The following is a 16,472-nucleotide window of genomic DNA, read 5'->3' on the forward strand; positions in this document are numbered from 1 at the left end:
GCGTTCAGGAGCCCTCGGCGTCCTCCCGGCGGCGCTGGTAGCGCCACACGTCCATCAGCCGCTCGTCGAACGGCTGATCCGGGTCGCGGGGGCCGATCCGGTGCTCGGCCTCCACGCAGCGCGGATCGTCCCGGTGGGCCAGGCCGGACACGGCGTCGATGCGGATCTCCTGACGCTCGTCACGGGTGAGGGCGACCAGGGCGTCCCCCACCTCGGGCTCGCTCCCCCGGTAGTGCCCCAGCCAGCGGCACGCGGCCTCGCGCACGCCGGAGTCCTCGTCACCGGCCAGCGTGAGCACCGTGGCGAGGGCTCTCGGGCGGACCTGGGAGCGGCCGTCCTCGGAGCGCTCCAGGGTGTCCGGCACCTGGGCCCGCACCCTCGGGTCCGGGTGGGTGAGGTGCAGCAGCCCTACGGCCTCGATCTCGGGTGCGCTGTCGTGGGTCATCGCGTTCAGGAGGGCGGTCAGTACCTGCGGGTCCTCCTCCTGTTCGGCCCAGGGCACCAGCTCCCTGCCCCGCTCCCAGAACGGATCACATCCCTTGAGGGGGTCGCCGAGGATCAGGAACAGCAGGATCTCCGCCGCGAGCAGGCGGTGCAGCCGGTCGGGGTGGTTGAGGAGGTCCCGGGTCCACTGCCAGGTCTCCTCGTCCAGCCGGCGGCCGAGGGTGAACACCACGTCCGACCAGACGACGTGGCCACGGTCCGGATGGGCGAGGGCCCGGTCCACCAGTTCGTCGAAGGGCGTACGGATCCCGTAGCGCTGTTCCATGGAGGTGAGGATCGCCCCGTGCTCGTCGCGCACGGTCGTTCCGCCGAGCGTGAGCTGCTCGCACCACCAGCCGATCTCGTCGTCCACGACCCTGATCCGCTCGATGGGCCCGGTGCGGCCGGTGATGCGGCGCAGTTCGGCCTCCGCACCCGCCTCGGTCCACCGTCGGGCGCGGGCCAGCATGTCCGCGCGCGCCGGTGCCGAGAGCGGGATCCGGCTGGTGGCGAGGGCATGGGTCAGGAGGTGTGCCCCGCCGTCCACGGCCCGCGTCAGCGGGGTGCTCCCGTCCGGCAGCCGGCGCAGGGGGTCGGCACCGCCGTCGAGCAGCGCCTCGGCGACCGGTGTGTCGTACGCCGCCACGGCCAGGCAGAGGACCGGCAGACCGTCCACGAGGGTGTCGGGGTCGGCCCCGCCCTCCAGCAGGGCCCGGACCTCGTCCGCGTCTGAGCGCCGCACGGCCTCGACCAGTCGCTCCACGTCTGTGCTCCCCCTCGTCGACGACCCGGGGGAGCCTAGACACCCGGCGGCTGGCGGGGCACGTGATTAACCGGCGGCCGCCACCGTGGCACCGGGCGCCGGGCCCGACGCCGTGCGGACCGTCCGGCACGTCCCGGACGCCACCAGCGCCTGCGCCACCGCGGCAGCCGACTCCGGGTCGCGGACCAGGAAGGCCGTGGTCGGGCCGGAGCCGGAGACGAGTGCGGTCAGGGCGCCCGCGTCCCGGCCCGCGGCCAGGGTGCCGGCGAGTTCCGGGAAGAGGGAGAGGGCGGCGGGCTGGAGGTCGTTGGAGACGGCCGCGGCGAGCGCGTCCGGGTCGCCCTTGGCGAGGGCGGCGAGGAGCTCCCCGGAGGCGACGGGTTCGGGGATGTCCGTGCCCTCGCCGAGCCGGTCGAACTCGCGGAAGACCGCCGGGGTGGACAGGCCGCGCCCGGCCATCGCGAACACCCAGTGGAAGGTGCCGCCGACTTCCAGGGGCGTCAGCTGCTCGCCCCGCCCGATGCCGAGGGCGGCGCCGCCGACCAGGCTGAACGGCACGTCGCTGCCCAGCTCGGCGCAGATCTCCAGGAGTTCGTCGCGGGAGGCGCCGGTCCCCCAGAGCGCGTCGCAGGCCACCAGGGCGCCGGCGCCGTCCGCGCTGCCGCCCGCCATGCCGCCGGCGACGGGGATGTCCTTGGCGATGTGGAGGTGTACGTCGGGGCTGCGGCCGTAGCGTTCGGCGAGGGCTTCGGCGGCCCGCGCGGCCAGGTTCGTACGGTCCAGGGGGACCTGGTCGGCGTCCGGGCCCTCGCAGGTGACGCGGAGCTCGTCGGCGGGGGTGACGGTGATCTCGTCGTAGAGGCCGACCGCGAGGAAGACGTTGGCGAGGTCGTGGAAGCCGTCGGGGCGGGCGGCGCCGACGGCCAGCTGGACGTTGACCTTGGCCGGGACGCGGACCGTGACGCTCACGCGGTCTCCTTCTCCTGGTGCCGGTTCGCCTTGTGCTCGGCGATACGCGCGAACTCTTCCACGGTCAGCGACTCGCCCCGGGCCTGCGGCGAGACCCCGGCGGCGACGAGGGCCTCCTCGGCCGCCGCGGCGGACCCGGCCCAGCCGGAGAGGGCGGCCCGCAGCGTCTTGCGGCGCTGGGCGAACGCCGCGTCGACGACGGCGAACACCTCGCGCTTGGCGGCCGTCGTCTTCAGCGGCTCGGCCCGGCGGACCAGGGAGACCAGGCCGCTGTCGACGTTGGGCGCCGGCCAGAACACGTTCCGCCCGATGGCACCGGCGCGCTTGACCTCGGCGTACCAGTTGGCCTTGACCGAGGGGACGCCGTACACCTTCGAGCCGGGCGGCGCGGCGAGCCGGTCGGCGACCTCAGCCTGGACCATCACCAGGGTGCGCTCGATGGTCGGGAAGGTGTCGAGCATGTGCAGCAGCACCGGCACGGCCACGTTGTAGGGCAGGTTGGCGACCAGCGCGGTCGGGGCGGGGCCCGGCAGCTCGGTGACGTGCATGGCGTCCGAGTGGACCAGGGCGAACCGATCGGCGCGCTCGGGCATCCGGGCCGTGACGGTCGCGGGCAGCGCGCCGGCCAGCACGTCGTCGATCTCCACCGCCGTGACCCGGTCGGCGGCCTCCAGCAGCGCGAGGGTGAGCGAGCCGAGGCCCGGGCCGACCTCGACGACCACGTCGTCGGGGCGGACCTGTGCGGTGCGGACGATACGGCGGACGGTGTTCGCGTCGATCACGAAGTTCTGTCCGCGTTGCTTGGTCGGGCGCACACCGAGGGCTGCCGCGAGCTCGCGGATGTCGGCGGGGCCCAGGAGGGCGTCGGGGGTGGGGCTGCTGGTCACGGGGACAAGGGTACGGGGGGCCGCGTCGAGGCCTAGCCGCGCAGCCGTCCCCCGCAGTGCGGCCACGGGCTGGCCCCGCGCCGCACGTACAGCTTCTTCGCCCGGTACGTCTGCTCCGCCGCGGGTGCGTCCTGGGGGCGTCCGCTGCCGCCGAGGGCCTGCCAGGTCCGGGTGTCGAACTGGTAGAGGCCGCCGTAGGTGCCCGAGGAGTCGACCGCGTCGGGCCGGCCGCCGGATTCGCAGGCGGCGAGGCCCTGCCAGTCGAGGTGGTCGGCGCCCTGCACCGAGGCCGGGCGCTGCCTGGTGCCGACCTTCACCACCTGGGGGCGCGGTTCGCGCACCACCTCGGACCTGATCCGGCGCGGCTTCTGCCGGACGCCGTTGACCGTGCGCAGGGCGAAGGTGTCCCGGCGCAGGCCGGGTTCGCCCGCCCGTTCCACGACCTCCGTGCCCCGGAACAGCGTCGGGTCCTCCGTCCGCCGCACCTGGAAGGGGATCGGCTCCTCGCGGACCTCCTTGCCGCCGGTGATCCGCAGCACGGTCACGGTCTGCCCGTCGCGCGGGAAGCTGCCCTGCGGGACCGAGGTGGCGTCCTGGCCGTGCAGGGTGATCCCGGCCTCCTCGACGGCCTCCCGTACGGTCGCCGCGTTGGTGCGTACGGTGCGGGCGCGGCCGTCCGCCATGATCGTGACCGTGCGCTCGGTCCGCACGTCCAGCGCGAGCCCCTCGCGCCCGATGCGCCGGGAGCGCGAGGTGGAGATGTACGCGCCCTCCTGCCGTACGCCGAGCTGCCGCAGCGCCCCCTCCACCGTGTGGGCGGTCGTCCACACCTCACGGCGGTGTCCGTCGAGGGTGAGCCGCACCGGCCGGGCGTAGTGCACGGCGACCTCGTCGCCGCTGCTGATCTCCGTGCCGGGCCCGGGCGCCACCACGTCGTGGGCGCCGATCTCGACGCCCTCCTCCGTCAGCAGCTCGGTGACGTCGTCGGCGAAGGTGTGCAGCGTGCGGGTCTCGCCGTCGACGTTCAGCTCGATCGCCTTGTCCTCGGCGACGAACGCCGTGGTGCCGCCCGCGAGGAAGGCGACGACCAGGGCCTGCGGGAGCAGCCGTCGCATGGGGCTGTCGGGGCGCTCGGCGTAGCGCGCCTTGCGCCGGCGCGCGGACCTGCGGTGCGAGCCGTTGCGCGCCGCGGCACGCGACCCGGCGTGCGCACCCGTGCCCGGGTCGGGGTACCCCGCGAACCCGGACCCGGACTCGTCGCCCGGAGCGCCCTGCCGGGGCAGGCCGGGCAGGGTCGGCACCTCGTAGTCGGGCAGGGTCGGTGCCTCGTAGGAGGGCCGGGTCGGTGTCTCGTAGGCGAGCCGGGTCGGTACCTCGTAGGCGAGCCGGGTCGGTACCTCGTAGGCGAGCCGGGTCGGTGCCTCGTAGGCAGGCCGGGTCGGTACCTCGTAGGAGGGCCGGTAGGTGTCCTCGTAGGCACCGGGGGCCCCGGGTGTCCCGTGGGCGAGCGTCTCTGCGCTGTGCAGGTCGGCCGGTGGCGCGCCGAAGCCGCCGTACACGGGGTCGGCGTAGGCCGGGCCATACGTCTCGTACGTCTCGTACCGCGCGTTGCTCACGCCGCTCCAGGGGCCGGAGGGGTCCAGAGGGGTCCGGATCGGGCCCCCAGAACCTAGCGGAGCGGTCGTCACTCTCCAAAGCGACGCGACTACGCACAGTCGTGCGGTGAGGCCGGCGGCAGGGTCAGTACCCGAACGCGCGTGCCGTGTTGGCGCCGAGGGCCGTGGCCAGCGTGTCCTCGTCGACGCCGCGTACCTCGGCCATGGCCCGCACGGTGATCGGCACGAGGTACGGGGCGTTGGGCCGGCCGCGGTAGGGCGCCGGGGTGAGGAAGGGCGCGTCCGTCTCCACGAGGAGGAGCTCCGGTGGGGCCACCGCCACCGCGTCCCGCAGGTTCTGGGCGTTCTTGAAGGTGACGTTGCCGGCGAAGGACATGAAGTAGCCCGCGCTCGCGCAGATCCGCGCCATCTCGGCGTCGCCGGAGTAGCAGTGGAAGACGGTCCGCTCGGGGGCGCCCTCCTCCTTCAGCACGCGCAGGACGTCGGCGTGGGCCGCGCGGTCGTGGATGACCAGGGCCTTGCCGTGCCGCTTGGCGATCTCGATGTGGGCGCGGAACGACAGCTCCTGCGCGTCCTTGCCCTCGGGCCCGGTGCGGAAGTAGTCGAGGCCCGTCTCACCGACGCCCTTGACCTGGGGCAACGCGGCGAGCCGGTCGATCTCGGCGAGCGCGTCGTCCAGGGCCGCCGGGCCGCCGGGCTCGCGGGCGCCCTGCCGCGACCAGCCGTCGGGGTCGCCGTGCACGATCCGGGGAGCCTCGTTCGGGTGCAGGGCGACCGTGGCGTGGACGGCGTCGTGCGCGGCGGCCGTCTCCGCGGCCCACCGCGACCCCTTGATGTCGCAGCCGACCTGCACGACCGTCGTCACTCCGACCGACGCCGCCTTCGCCAGTGCCTCCTCGACCGTGCCGGACTGCATGTCCAGGTGGGTGTGGGAGTCGGCGACCGGCACCCGGAGGGGCTCCGGGAGGGGCGGGGCCGCGTTCTTGTCCTGGCGGCCGGAGTCGTTCGAAGGCATGCCCCGATCCTACGAAAGGGGTCTGCGAGAGGGGCACGCCCTCCCCGGCGGGGAGGACCGGGGAGGGCGTCGGACAAGGGAAGCCGGACGGGTCAGCTCGCCTTGCGCTGGAAGGGGTGCAGCAGGTCGGACAGGTGCCAGTGGTGGTGCTCGCGCTGCTCCTGGTCGGCCGTCGCCCCGGGCTCGGCGTCCGCGGTGGGCGCCTCCACGGGCCCGCCGGGCGGTGGCACGCGGGAGGGCCGGTGCGCCGCGTCACGCGCCGAGGCGACCCGGCCGGGCCGCATGATCCGCACGACGTGACTGTCGCAGTTGTGGCACTCGGGCTTGCTCAGCGGGGAGGGCACGACCTTGCCGTCCACGACGTAGAGGACGAACTCGTGACCCGCGCCGTCCGTGTGGTGCTCTATCTCGTACGACTGCTCCCAGCCGTGCCCGCACCTCATGCAGGCGAAGGAGTAGGACTCGTTGACGACTGCGGTCGCACCGGCGCGGAGCCCGGTCTGCCCTGCGATCTCACTCATGCCAGCTCCTGTTGGTCCGCTTGGCGTGAGGACGATTCCGTCCCCGCACCCCAGTGGACTCCTCGGCCGGACCGATGGCAGCAGACCTGTCGACTATTGGCCCCGATTTGGGCGTCCCTTGCCCCTGCGCCCCTTGCGCTTTGCCCACGCATGGGGCGCACGCTCATCCGACATGCGCCCTGCTCAGAGGGTGTTCAACGCCCCCTTGGCGGCGCGAGGAACTGCGCGATCAACCCCACGCAACCCGCGCCCCGCGAAGCACCCCGAGCCCCACCCCGAACCCGGTCACCCCGCCGCGTTCTTCGCGGCGACCACCGCATCGAAAACAACCCTCTTCGGCACCCCGGCCTCCACCGCCACCGCGGCGATCGCCTCCTTGCGCCGCTCCCCCGCTTCCTCCCGCACCCGCACCCGCCGCACCAGCTCCTGCGGCCCGACCTCCTCGGGCCCCTTCTCCGGCGCGCCCTCCACGACGACCGTGATCTCCCCGCGCACCCCCTCCGCGGCCCACGCGGCCAGGTCACCCAGCCCGCCCCGCCGTACTTCCTCATACGTCTTGGTCAGCTCCCGGCACACCGCGGCCCGCCGCTCCGCCCCGAACACCTCGGCCATCGCCGACAGCGTGTCGTCGAGCCGGTGGGGCGCCTCGAAGTAGACGAGCGTGCGCCGCTCGTCGGCGACCTCCCGCAGCCGTCCCAGCCGCTCCCCCGCCTTGCGCGGCAGGAACCCCTCGAAGCAGAACCGGTCGACGGGCAGGCCGGACAGCGCGAGCGCGGTGAGCACCGCGGACGGGCCCGGCACGGCGGTGACCCGCACGTCCCGCTCGACCGCGGCGGCGACCAGCCGGTACCCCGGGTCGGACACCGACGGCATCCCCGCGTCGGTCACCAGCAGCACCCGCGCGCCGCCGACCAGCTCGTCGACCAGCTCAGGCGTCCGGGCGGACTCGTTGCCCTCGAAGTACGACACCACCCGGCCCTTGGGCGTGACGCCGAGCGCCTGGGTCAGCCGGCGCAGCCGCCGCGTGTCCTCGGCGGCGATCACATCGGCTCCGGCCAGTTCCTCGGCGAGCCGGGGCGGGGCGTCCGCGATGTCGCCGATGGGGGTGCCTGCGAGTACGAGGGTTCCGATCACGCTCCCATCCTCCCAGGGGCGGGGGGTGCGGACTCCTCCCAGGGGCGGAGGATGCGGACGCATACCGGCCATGCACGGGACTCACACAGAACGGTTCCCTACGATGGCGCGGTGACCAGTACCGCGTCCTCCACGGACACCCGGCAGGGCCAGGCGCCGCTCGACCAGCGGCCGTCCTGGCAGCAGCGGCTGCGCCGCTTCGGCTACCAGGGGCAGCCCAGAAGCGACGCCGGCGACGTCCGTGACCGCCTGGTGCCGCCGTACACCGAGCCCTCCCCGCGCCTGTGGGCGGCGCTCGGCGTCCCGCACCCGCTCGCGCTGCGGCTGGTGCGCTGGTCGGGCTGGATCGGCCCGCTGCTGGTCACACTGCTGGCGGGGGTGCTGCGGTTCTGGAACCTGGGCAGCCCCAGGGCGGTGATATTCGACGAGACGTATTACGCCAAGGACGCGTGGGCGCTGGTCCACCGCGGGTTCGAGCTCAACTGGGACAAGAACGCCAACGACCTGGTCCTGTCCTCGGGCGGGCACGTCACGCTTCCGACGGACGCGGCGTACGTGGTGCACCCGCCGGTCGGCAAGTACGTCATCGGGCTCGGCGAGCTGATGTTCGGGTTCGACCCCTTCGGCTGGCGGTTCATGACGGCGCTGCTCGGCACGCTGTCGGTGCTGCTGCTGTGCCGGATCGGCCGCCGCCTGTTCCGCTCCACCTTCCTGGGGTGTCTCGCGGGCGCGCTGATGGCGGTGGACGGACTGCACTTCGTGATGAGCCGCACGGCGCTGCTCGACGGCGTGCTGATGTTCTTCGTGCTGGCCGCGTTCGGCTGTCTGCTGGTCGACCGGGACAGGGCCCGGGCGAAACTCGCCGCCGCGCTGCCGTTGGACGAGGACGGCCGGGCCCGGCCCGACCGGCACACGGCTCAGACGGCCCGCCTGGGATGGCGCCCCTGGCGCTGGGCGGCGGGCCTGATGCTGGGCCTGGCCATCGGCACGAAGTGGAACGGCCTCTACGTCCTGGCCGCGTTCTGCCTGATGGCGGTGTTGTGGGACGTCGGTTCGCGCCGGGTCGCCGGCGCCCGTCACCCGTACACGGCGGTCCTCAAGCGCGACACGGGCCTCGCGTTCCTCGCCACGGTCCCGGTCGCCCTGCTCACCTACGTCCTGACCTGGACCGGCTGGATCCTGTCCGCGACGAACGGCTCCGGCGGCTATTTCCGCAACTGGGCCGCGACCAGCGGCAAGGGCGGCAGCTGGACGTTCCTGCCCGACTGGCTGCGCAGCCTGTGGCACTACGAGCACCAGGTGTACGAGTTCCACGTCGGGCTGTCCTCGCCGCACACGTACCAGTCCAACCCGTGGAGCTGGCTCGTCCTCGGCCGTCCCGTCTCGTACTTCTACGAGTCCCCGGCCCCCGGCAAGGACGGCTGCCCCGCCGACGCGGGGGAGAAGTGCGCCCGCGAGGTCCTCGCCCTCGGCACGCCGGTGCTGTGGTGGGTCGCCTGCTTCGCGGTCCTCTACGTCCTGTGGCGCTGGTTCTTCCGCCGCGACTGGCGCGCGGGCGCCATCGCCTGCGGCATCGCGGCCGGCTACCTCCCCTGGTTCATGTACCAGGAGCGCACGATCTTCTTCTTCTACGCCGTCGTCTTCCTGCCGTTCCTGTGCCTGGCGGTGGCGATGCTCCTCGGCGCGATCATCGGCCCGCCCCGCTCCACGGACACCCGCCGCGTCGCAGGCGCCACCGCCGCGGGCGTCCTGGTCCTCCTGATCACCTGGAACTTCATCTACTTCTGGCCGCTGTACACGGGCCAGGCCATCCCGATCGACGACTGGCGGTCGCGGATGTGGCTGGACACGTGGGTCTAGCGGGCTCTCCGCCGGGCCTGATCCCTGTTCGGTCAAAAACCAAAACGCCTGTCCCGTTAGTAACCGCTTACGCATAGAGTGCTCCCGGGATTCGAGCTTTCTGAACGCGTTCAACGGGACGCGGAAGGCTCAACGGGGAGGGGACCACCCTATGAGCAAGGGGGTCAAAGCCGCCGTCATAGGCGGGGTGTTCGCGGTGATGGTGGGTGGGGCCGGCTACGGGGCCTACAACATCATCAGCGCGCTGAACGGCGACGGCGGCACGAGCGGGGTGGCCGCGGAGAAGAAGACGGGCCCGCCCGGCGAGGACGAGGTCGAGGAGACCACGGCCAAGTTCTTCGCGGCCTGGCAGGAGGGCACGGTCGCGACAGCGGCGTCGTTGACCAACAACGACGCGGCCGCGGATCAGCTGCTGACCGCCTTCGCCACCGACGCGCACATCACCGACGTCAAGATCACACCGGGCCCCGCGAAGGGCACCACCGTGCCGTACACGGTGAAGGCGAAGGTGTCCTACGACGGGAAGTCCAAGCCGCTCAGCTACCAGAGCAAGCTGACGGTCGTGCGCGGTCTCACCACCGGCCGGGCCCTGGTCGACTGGCAGCCGTCCGTCGTCCATCCGGAGCTGAGGAAGGACGACACCCTCGTCACCGAGCAGTCGGCCACCCCGCCCATCGAGGCCGTGGGCCGCGACGGCACCGAGCTGACGAAGGAGAAGTACCCCTCCCTCGGCCCGGTCCTGGACGCCCTGCGCGACAAGTACGGCGAGAAGGCCGGCGGCAGCCCGGGCATCGAGCTGGTCATCCGGCACGAGGGCGACGGCGCTCCCGACACCCCGCTGCTCACCCTCGCCAAGGGCAAGCCGGGCAAGCTCACCACCACCATCAGCCCGAGCGCGCAGGCGGCGGCCGAGAAGGCGGTCAAGCGGTTCGCCCAGTCGTCGGTGGTGGCCGTCAAGCCCAGCACCGGCGAGGTGCTGGCCGTGGCCAACAACCGTACGGACGGCTTCAACGCGGCCTTCGAGGGTCAGGCCGCACCCGGCTCCACCATGAAGATCATCACCGCCGCGATGCTCATCGACAACGGCGTGACCTCGATGAACGGCCCGGCCCCCTGCCCCGACACGGCCGTGTGGCAGAGCCAGACCTTCAAGAACCTCACGAACATGAAGCCCGACGAGAACGCCACGCTCGCGAACAGCTTCATGCGGTCCTGCAACACCGCCTTCATCAAGCTCATCGACGAGAAGCCGCTCACGGACGCCTCGCTGACCCAGGAGGCCGAGGAGCGCTTCGGTCTGGGGCGGGACAACTGGAAGACCGGCGTCGTGTCCTTCGACGGCAGCGTCCCCACGGTCGACGGGCCGGACCGGGCGGCGGGCGCCATCGGGCAGGGCCAGGTCCAGATGAGCCCGCTGAACATGGCCTCGGTCACCGCGACCGCGATCACCGGCGCCTTCCGCCAGCCCTACCTGGTCTCGCCGCAGCTGGACGGCCGGCAGCTGGCCCAGGCCCGCGGTCTGCGGTCGAGCACCGCCGCCCAGCTCAGGCAGATGATGCGGCTCACCGCCACGCAGGGCACCGCCGCCCAGGCCATGGCCGACCTCGGCGGTGACATCGGCGCGAAGACCGGGTCCGCCGAGGTCGACGGCAACGCCAAGTCCAACAGCTGGTTCACCGGCTTCCGGGGCGACATCGCGGCGGCGGCCATGACCGAGGAGGGCGGCCACGGCGGCGACGCGGCCGGGCCGATTGTCGCAGCCGTGCTACGAACAGGTGGCTGATCTCACCTTCGAGGGACGGGACTCTAGGGTGGTGGCCGTCGTTGGGACTTGGGACAGCTGAGGGCAACGGGGACCCTGGGGATTCGCGGAGGAACGAACAGCAGTGGGCAACAGAAGGCGCGTCGCCGAGCGACGGAAGACGAGACCCGCCGTGATCGGCGGGATGATCGCCGTGGTCGTCGTGGGTGCCGGGGCCGGGGGCTACGCGCTGTACGGCGGCGGCGCCGCTGCCGACGACGGAACGCGGGCGTCGGACGGGAAGGCCAAGGTGAAGACCGGCCCGCTGTCGCGGGCCGAGGTCACCACCACCGCCCGCGCCTTCCTCACCGCCTGGCAGTCCGGAAAGGTCCCCCAAGCCGCCGCGGTCACCGACGACCCCGCCGCGGCCCGGCCGCTGCTCACCGGCTACACCAAGGACGCCCACATCAAGGACGTCGCCCTCACCCCGGGCAGTCCCACGGGCGACAAGGTGCCGTTCTCCGTCAAGGGCACGGTGTCCTACAAGGGCACCGACAAGCCGCTGGCCTACGACAGCGCACTGACCGTCACGCGCCGCACCTCTGACGGAAAGCCCCTGGTCGACTGGCACTCCGCGGTCGTCCACCCGAACCTGAAGGACGGCGACGAGCTGGTCACCGGCGAGGCGGGCACGCCCCCGGTCAAGGCCCTGGACCGGGACGGCGGCGAGCTGACCAAGGCCACGTACGCCTCGATCGGTCCGATCCTGGACGGACTGCGCGAGAAGTACGGCAAGAAGGCGGGCGGCAAGGCCGGCATCGAGCTCCGGGTCGTGCGCGGCAAGGCCGCCAAGGCCAAGGACCTGTCCGACAAGACCCTGCTGGAGCTGAGCGAGGGCACGCCCGGCACGGTGAAGACCACGCTGGACCCGGCCCTGCAGGCGGCGGCCGAGCAGAGGGTCGCGAAGAAGGCCAGGTCGTCGGTGGTACTGCTGCGGGTGTCGACCGGCGAGATCCTGGCCGCCGCCAACGCCTCCCCCGGCTTCAACACCGCCTTCCAGGGCTCCCTGGCCCCCGGCTCCACGATGAAGGTCATCACCTCGTCGCTGCTGCTGGAGAAGGGCCTGGCCGCCGCGGACAAGAAGCACCCGTGCCCGAAGTACTTCACGTACGGCCACTGGAAGTTCCAGAACGACGACAAGTTCGAGATCAAGAACGGCACCTTCAAGGCGAGCTTCGCCCGCTCCTGCAACACGGCCTTCATCAGTCAGGCGCCGAAGCTGAAGGACGACGACCTGACCAAGGAGGCCCAGCAGGTCTTCGGTCTGGGGATGAACAACTGGGCCATCGGTGTGCCGACCTTCGACGGCGCGGTGCCGGTGCAGTCGGCGGCCCAGATGGGCGCCTCGCTGATCGGGCAGGGCGGGGTCCGCATGAACCCGCTGAACATGGCGTCGGTGTCGGCGACCGTCAAGTCCGGCACCTTCCACCAGCCCTACCTGGTCTCCCCGGACGTGGACGGACGCAAGCTGGCCAAGGCCTCGCGCACGATGCCGGCGAGCACCCTGTCCCAGCTGCGTGAGCTGATGTCGTACACGGCCGCGTACGGCACGGCGGCGGAGGCGATGGCGGGGGTCGGCGGCGATATCGGCGCGAAGACCGGGTCCGCCGAGGTCGACGGGCAGAAGAAGCCGAACGGCTGGTTCACGGCCTACCGGGGCGACCTGGCCGCCGCGGGCGTCGTCCAGCAGGGCGGGCACGGCGGCTCGACGGCGGGCCCGATCGTGGCGGCGCTGCTGAAGATGGGCGGCTGAACACCTCGGCAGAGGTCGAGGCAGGGCGCGGGTTCAGTGCGTCACGGGTTCCGCGGCGGCCATGTAGGTCCGCCGCAGGAACCGCAGCAGCGCCTGCCGCTCGAACTGCACCACCGACACACCCCGCGCGGAGTGGAACTCGACGACGACCTGCACCCTGCCGCACGGCCACACCCGCACCTCGCCGCTCCCGGTGGGGGCCCGCAGCCCCTCCTCCAGCAGATCGCGGCGGAAGTTCCACTCATGTCCCCCGCTCCCGGGCAGGGTCATCCGTACCGAACGGGGATTGTGGTCGGGGTCGTACCGCAGGGTGACCGGAACCGCCTCCAGCTCGTCGACGAGCGGCACGGCCGCGTCGGAGACGATGTGGGCTCGTGCGTACTGCTCGACTACGGACATCGGACGGCCCCTTCACCGTGCGCAATCCGAGTGGAAACTCTCCGTCCCACTCCTCCTCCAATGTCGCATATTCTCCGTATCGCGCCCTTTGGGATGCATATATCGCGGGTGAGATAAAACGAGCATCACGCTCTTGCAAACCGTTCGCATCAAGCCACATCATCGAACGGTGCATGTACCTGACGGATTCATCAACGCGCCCACCTCAGCCGCCACCGGCGTGATCGCCGCGGGCGCCGTCGCCGTGAGCCTGCGCGGCGCCCGCCGCGAACTCGACGAGCGCACGGCGCCGCTGGCCGGACTGGTCGCGGCGTTCATCTTCGCCGTGCAGATGCTGAACTTCCCCGTCGCGGCGGGCACCAGCGGCCATCTGCTCGGCGGCGCGCTGGCGGCGATACTCGTGGGCCCCTGCACCGGGGTCCTGTGCGTCTCCGTCGTCCTGCTGATGCAGGGCATCCTGTTCGCGGACGGCGGTCTGACCGCGCTAGGCGTCAACATCACCAACATGGCGATCGTCACGACGGTCGTCGCCTACGCCCTCTTCCGCGGCCTGGTGAAGGTGCTGCCCCGCACCCGCCGCTCGGTGACCGTGGCCTCCTTCGTCGCGGCCCTGGTCTCCGTCCCGGCCGCCGCGCTGGCCTTCACGCTGATGTACGCGATCGGCGGCACCACCGACGTCTCCATCGGCAAGGTCGCCACCGCCATGATCGGCGTGCACGTCCTCATCGGCATCGGCGAGGCGGTGATCACCGCCCTCACCGTCGGCGCGGTCATCGCCGTACGCCCGGACCTGGTGTACGGGGCGCGCGGACTGACGCAGAAGCTCAAGCTGCGGGTCAACGGCGAACTGGTCGACGCCCCCGGCGCCGAGCCCGCGCCCGTGGCCGCCCGGACCTCGCACCGCAGGGTGTGGGCCGCCGGCCTGGTCACCTCCCTGCTCCTGGCCGGATTCGTCAGCTTCTACGCCTCCGCCGACCCCGACGGCCTGGAGAAGGTCGCCGGCGACCACGGCATCGACAAGAAGGCCGAGGAACACGCGGTCGCCGACTCCCCGCTCGCCGACTACGGCGTCAAGGACGTCGACGACGCCCGCCTGTCCGGGGGGCTCGCGGGCGTCATCGGCGTGGGTGTCACGGTCGTCGCGGGCACCGGCGTGTTCTGGGCCGTGCGCCGCCGCCGTACGGACGACGCCTCCCCTTCGGACACGACCAGCGTGACGAGCGTCTGACATGGGGGCCGGGCACGCGCACAAGCTGTACCGGCACGGGCACTCGCCCGTGCACGGCCTGCCGCCGCACACCAAGCTCGCGGCCGTGTTCGCCTTCGTGGTGGTCGTGGTGTCGACGCCGCGCGAGGCGATGTGGGCGTTCGGGCTGTACGCCGTGCTGCTCGGGGCCGTCGCGTACGTCGCGCGCGTGCCCGCCGCCTTCCTGCTCCGGCGGCTGCTGATCGAGGTGCCGTTCGTCGCGTTCGCGGTGCTCATGCCGTTCGTGGCGGAGGGCGAGCGGGTCGACGTCCTCGGCCTGTCCCTGAGCGTGAACGGCCTGTGGGGCGCCTGGAACGTGCTCGCCAAGGGCACGCTCGGCGTCGCTGCCTCGGTGCTGCTGGCCGCCACGACCGAGCTGCGCGAACTGCTCCTCGGCCTCCAGCGCCTGAAGCTCCCGCCGCTCCTGGTGCAGATCGCGTCCTTCATGATCCGCTACGGCGACGTCATCACGGACGAGATGCGGCGCATGCGGATCGCGCGGGAGTCGCGCGGCTTCGAGGCGAAGGGCGTCAGGCACTGGGGCGTGCTCGCCAAGTCGGCCGGTGCGCTGTTCATCCGCTCCTACGAGCGCGGCGAGCGGGTGCACCTGGCCATGGTCAGCCGCGGATACGCCGGTTCCATGCCGGTCATCGACGAGGTGACCGCGTCCCGGGCGCAGTGGTCGTACGCCCTCGCCCTCCCCTGCGCCGCTCTGCTCGTCTGTCTGCTGGGATGGTCCCTGTGACTGCTTCTCTGGAGGTCTTTGGCCTCGCCTTCGCCTACCCCGACGGACACCAGGCCCTCTTCGGCGTCGACTTCTCGGTCGCGCGCGGTGAGCGGGTCGCGCTGCTCGGGCCGAACGGCGCCGGCAAGACGACCCTCGTGCTGCACCTCAACGGCATCCTGACCGGCGGCGCCGGCACGGTGCGGGTCGCCGGGCTGCCCGTGGACAAGCGGAACATGGCCGAGGTCCGGCGCCGGGTCGGCATCGTGTTCCAGGACCCGGACGACCAGCTGTTCATGCCGACGGTCCGGGAGGACGTGGCGTTCGGGCCCGCGGCGGCCGGGCTGAAGGGGCCCGAGCTGGAGGAGCGCGTGGACCGGGCACTGGAGCGGGTCGGCATGGCGGAGTTCAAGGACCGCCCGCCGCACCACCTGTCCTTCGGGCAGCGCCGCCGGGTGGCCGTCGCGACGGTGCTGGCGATGGAGCCGGAGATCCTCGTCCTGGACGAGCCCTCCTCCAACCTCGACCCCGCCTCCCGCCGCGAACTGGCCGACATCCTGCGGTCCCTGGACGTGACCGTGCTGATGGTCACGCACGACCTGCCCTACGCGCTGGAGCTGTGCCCGCGCTCCCTGATCCTCAGCGACGGGGTGATCGCGGCCGACGGGCCGACCGGCGAGCTGCTCTCCGACGAGGAGCTGATGCGGGCCCACCGCCTGGAGCTGCCGTTCGGTTTCGATCCGCGTTCCGTCCCGGCGGCCGCGGCCCGTCCGTGACAATGGGCGCGTGACGAACGAGGAGAGCGACGGATCGCCGCTGCTGGACGAGCAGCTGTGCTTCGCGCTGTACGCCGCCCAGCGCGCGGTGACGGCGGCGTACCGCCCGCTCCTCGACGAGCTGGGCCTCACCTACCCCCAGTACCTCGTCCTGCTGGTCCTCTGGGAGCGCGGCGAGACCACCGTCAAGCAGCTGACCGCGGCCCTGCGTCTCGACTACGGCACGGTCTCGCCGCTGCTGAAGCGGCTGGAGGCGGCCGGTCTGGTCCGGCGTGAGCGGTCGGCGCGGGACGAGCGGTCGGTGCTCGTGGCCGTGACGGGGCGCGGGGAGGACCTCCGGGAGCGCGCGGGGCGGGTGCCCGGCGCGCTGCTCACGGCGACCGGCTTCGACGCGACGGAGGCCGGGCGGCTGCGGGCGGAGCTGTGGCGGCTGGCCGAGCGGGCGGAGTCGGCGGCGGAGCGGGCCCGCTGAGGGTTACCCCCGGTTGCCCACCCCCTGGTCACCACCCATGAGTTACCGGCCAG

The 16,472-nt window shown here is 72.5% G+C and carries 15 protein-coding genes; 7 read left to right on the forward strand and 8 right to left on the reverse strand.

Translation table 11 applies throughout. From position 1 onward, the window contains the following. Positions 1-4 precede the first annotated feature (4 nt). From QOL88_RS16210 to rsmI, 7 genes are all read right to left on the reverse strand, one after another. Positions 5-1,246, reverse strand: coding sequence for a HEAT repeat domain-containing protein (locus tag QOL88_RS16210; protein WP_097217108.1), 1,242 nt, complete (start codon positions 1,244-1,246; stop codon positions 5-7). 66 nt (positions 1,247-1,312) lie between these two features. Continuing rightward, positions 1,313-2,215, reverse strand: coding sequence for a 4-(cytidine 5'-diphospho)-2-C-methyl-D-erythritol kinase (locus QOL88_RS16215; protein WP_097217109.1), 903 nt, complete (start codon positions 2,213-2,215; stop codon positions 1,313-1,315). After that, positions 2,212-3,102 carry a 16S rRNA (adenine(1518)-N(6)/adenine(1519)-N(6))-dimethyltransferase RsmA gene (gene rsmA / locus QOL88_RS16220; protein ID WP_097217110.1) on the reverse strand — a complete coding sequence of 297 codons (891 nt, stop codon included), beginning with the start codon at positions 3,100-3,102 and terminating at the stop codon, positions 2,212-2,214. Before rsmA ends, QOL88_RS16215 begins: the two co-directional genes overlap by 4 nt. Positions 3,103-3,134: 32 nt before the next feature. Beyond that, the gene (locus QOL88_RS16225; protein ID WP_257027785.1) at positions 3,135-4,718 is read right to left on the reverse strand and encodes a resuscitation-promoting factor; all 1,584 of its coding nucleotides are present in this window, start codon (positions 4,716-4,718) and stop codon (positions 3,135-3,137) included. Positions 4,719-4,842: 124 nt separating this feature from the next. After that, positions 4,843-5,733, reverse strand: coding sequence for a TatD family hydrolase (locus tag QOL88_RS16230; protein ID WP_097217111.1), 891 nt, complete (start codon positions 5,731-5,733; stop codon positions 4,843-4,845). Between the two features lie 92 nt (positions 5,734-5,825). Next, entirely contained in the window at positions 5,826-6,254 is a 429-nt protein-coding gene (locus tag QOL88_RS16235) for a hypothetical protein (RefSeq protein WP_097217112.1), read from the reverse strand. A 285-nt stretch (positions 6,255-6,539) separates the two neighbouring features. Next, on the reverse strand, positions 6,540-7,388 hold the full coding sequence (gene rsmI, locus QOL88_RS16240; protein WP_097217113.1) for a 16S rRNA (cytidine(1402)-2'-O)-methyltransferase: 849 nt from the start codon (positions 7,386-7,388) through the stop codon (positions 6,540-6,542). 111 nt (positions 7,389-7,499) lie between these two features. Between rsmI and QOL88_RS16245 the strand changes: the two genes are divergently transcribed. From QOL88_RS16245 to QOL88_RS16255, 3 genes are all read left to right on the forward strand, one after another. Next, entirely contained in the window at positions 7,500-9,248 is a 1,749-nt protein-coding gene (locus QOL88_RS16245; protein ID WP_179878874.1) for a dolichyl-phosphate-mannose--protein mannosyltransferase, read from the forward strand. A gap of 151 nt (positions 9,249-9,399) precedes the next feature. Continuing rightward, positions 9,400-11,031, forward strand: a complete 1,632-nt coding sequence (locus tag QOL88_RS16250) for a penicillin-binding transpeptidase domain-containing protein (protein ID WP_097217115.1) — start codon at positions 9,400-9,402, stop codon at positions 11,029-11,031. 103 nt (positions 11,032-11,134) lie between these two features. Next, positions 11,135-12,802, forward strand: coding sequence for a penicillin-binding transpeptidase domain-containing protein (locus tag QOL88_RS16255; protein WP_097217116.1), 1,668 nt, complete (start codon positions 11,135-11,137; stop codon positions 12,800-12,802). 33 nt (positions 12,803-12,835) lie between these two features. Here the strand turns inward: QOL88_RS16255 and QOL88_RS16260 are convergent, their stop codons facing one another. Continuing rightward, on the reverse strand, positions 12,836-13,201 hold the full coding sequence (locus QOL88_RS16260) for an SsgA family sporulation/cell division regulator (protein ID WP_097217117.1): 366 nt from the start codon (positions 13,199-13,201) through the stop codon (positions 12,836-12,838). Between the two features lie 169 nt (positions 13,202-13,370). On the opposite strand from QOL88_RS16260, the gene QOL88_RS16265 reads away from it, so the two are divergent. From QOL88_RS16265 to QOL88_RS16280, 4 genes are read left to right on the forward strand one after another with little or no spacing between them, the layout of a single operon-like run. Continuing rightward, positions 13,371-14,429, forward strand: a complete 1,059-nt coding sequence (locus QOL88_RS16265) for an energy-coupling factor ABC transporter permease (RefSeq protein WP_097217118.1) — start codon at positions 13,371-13,373, stop codon at positions 14,427-14,429. Position 14,430: 1 nt separating this feature from the next. Next, entirely contained in the window at positions 14,431-15,192 is a 762-nt protein-coding gene (gene cbiQ, locus QOL88_RS16270; RefSeq protein ID WP_097217119.1) for a cobalt ECF transporter T component CbiQ, read from the forward strand. After that, positions 15,180-15,947 carry an energy-coupling factor ABC transporter ATP-binding protein gene (locus QOL88_RS16275; protein ID WP_097217120.1) on the forward strand — a complete coding sequence of 256 codons (768 nt, stop codon included), beginning with the start codon at positions 15,180-15,182 and terminating at the stop codon, positions 15,945-15,947. Before cbiQ ends, QOL88_RS16275 begins: the two co-directional genes overlap by 13 nt. Positions 15,948-15,957: 10 nt before the next feature. Then, positions 15,958-16,419, forward strand: coding sequence for a MarR family winged helix-turn-helix transcriptional regulator (locus QOL88_RS16280; protein WP_097217121.1), 462 nt, complete (start codon positions 15,958-15,960; stop codon positions 16,417-16,419). Positions 16,420-16,472: the final 53 nt, after the last annotated feature.

The organism is Streptomyces sp. Ag82_O1-12, from assembly GCF_900182715.1.
In the GTDB taxonomy this organism is placed as follows: Bacteria; Actinomycetota; Actinomycetes; order Streptomycetales; family Streptomycetaceae; genus Streptomyces; species Streptomyces massasporeus.

Coding starts and splice junctions, on each gene's coding strand:
- QOL88_RS16275 (WP_097217120.1), top strand. CDS start 15,180: ATGGTCCCTGTGACTGCTTCTCTGGAGGTCTTTGGCCTCGCCTTCGCC.
- QOL88_RS16260 (WP_097217117.1), bottom strand. CDS start 13,201: ATGTCCGTAGTCGAGCAGTACGCACGAGCCCACATCGTCTCCGACGCG.
- cbiQ (WP_097217119.1), top strand. CDS start 14,431: ATGGGGGCCGGGCACGCGCACAAGCTGTACCGGCACGGGCACTCGCCC.
- QOL88_RS16230 (WP_097217111.1), bottom strand. CDS start 5,733: ATGCCTTCGAACGACTCCGGCCGCCAGGACAAGAACGCGGCCCCGCCC.
- QOL88_RS16235 (WP_097217112.1), bottom strand. CDS start 6,254: ATGAGTGAGATCGCAGGGCAGACCGGGCTCCGCGCCGGTGCGACCGCA.
- QOL88_RS16250 (WP_097217115.1), top strand. CDS start 9,400: ATGAGCAAGGGGGTCAAAGCCGCCGTCATAGGCGGGGTGTTCGCGGTG.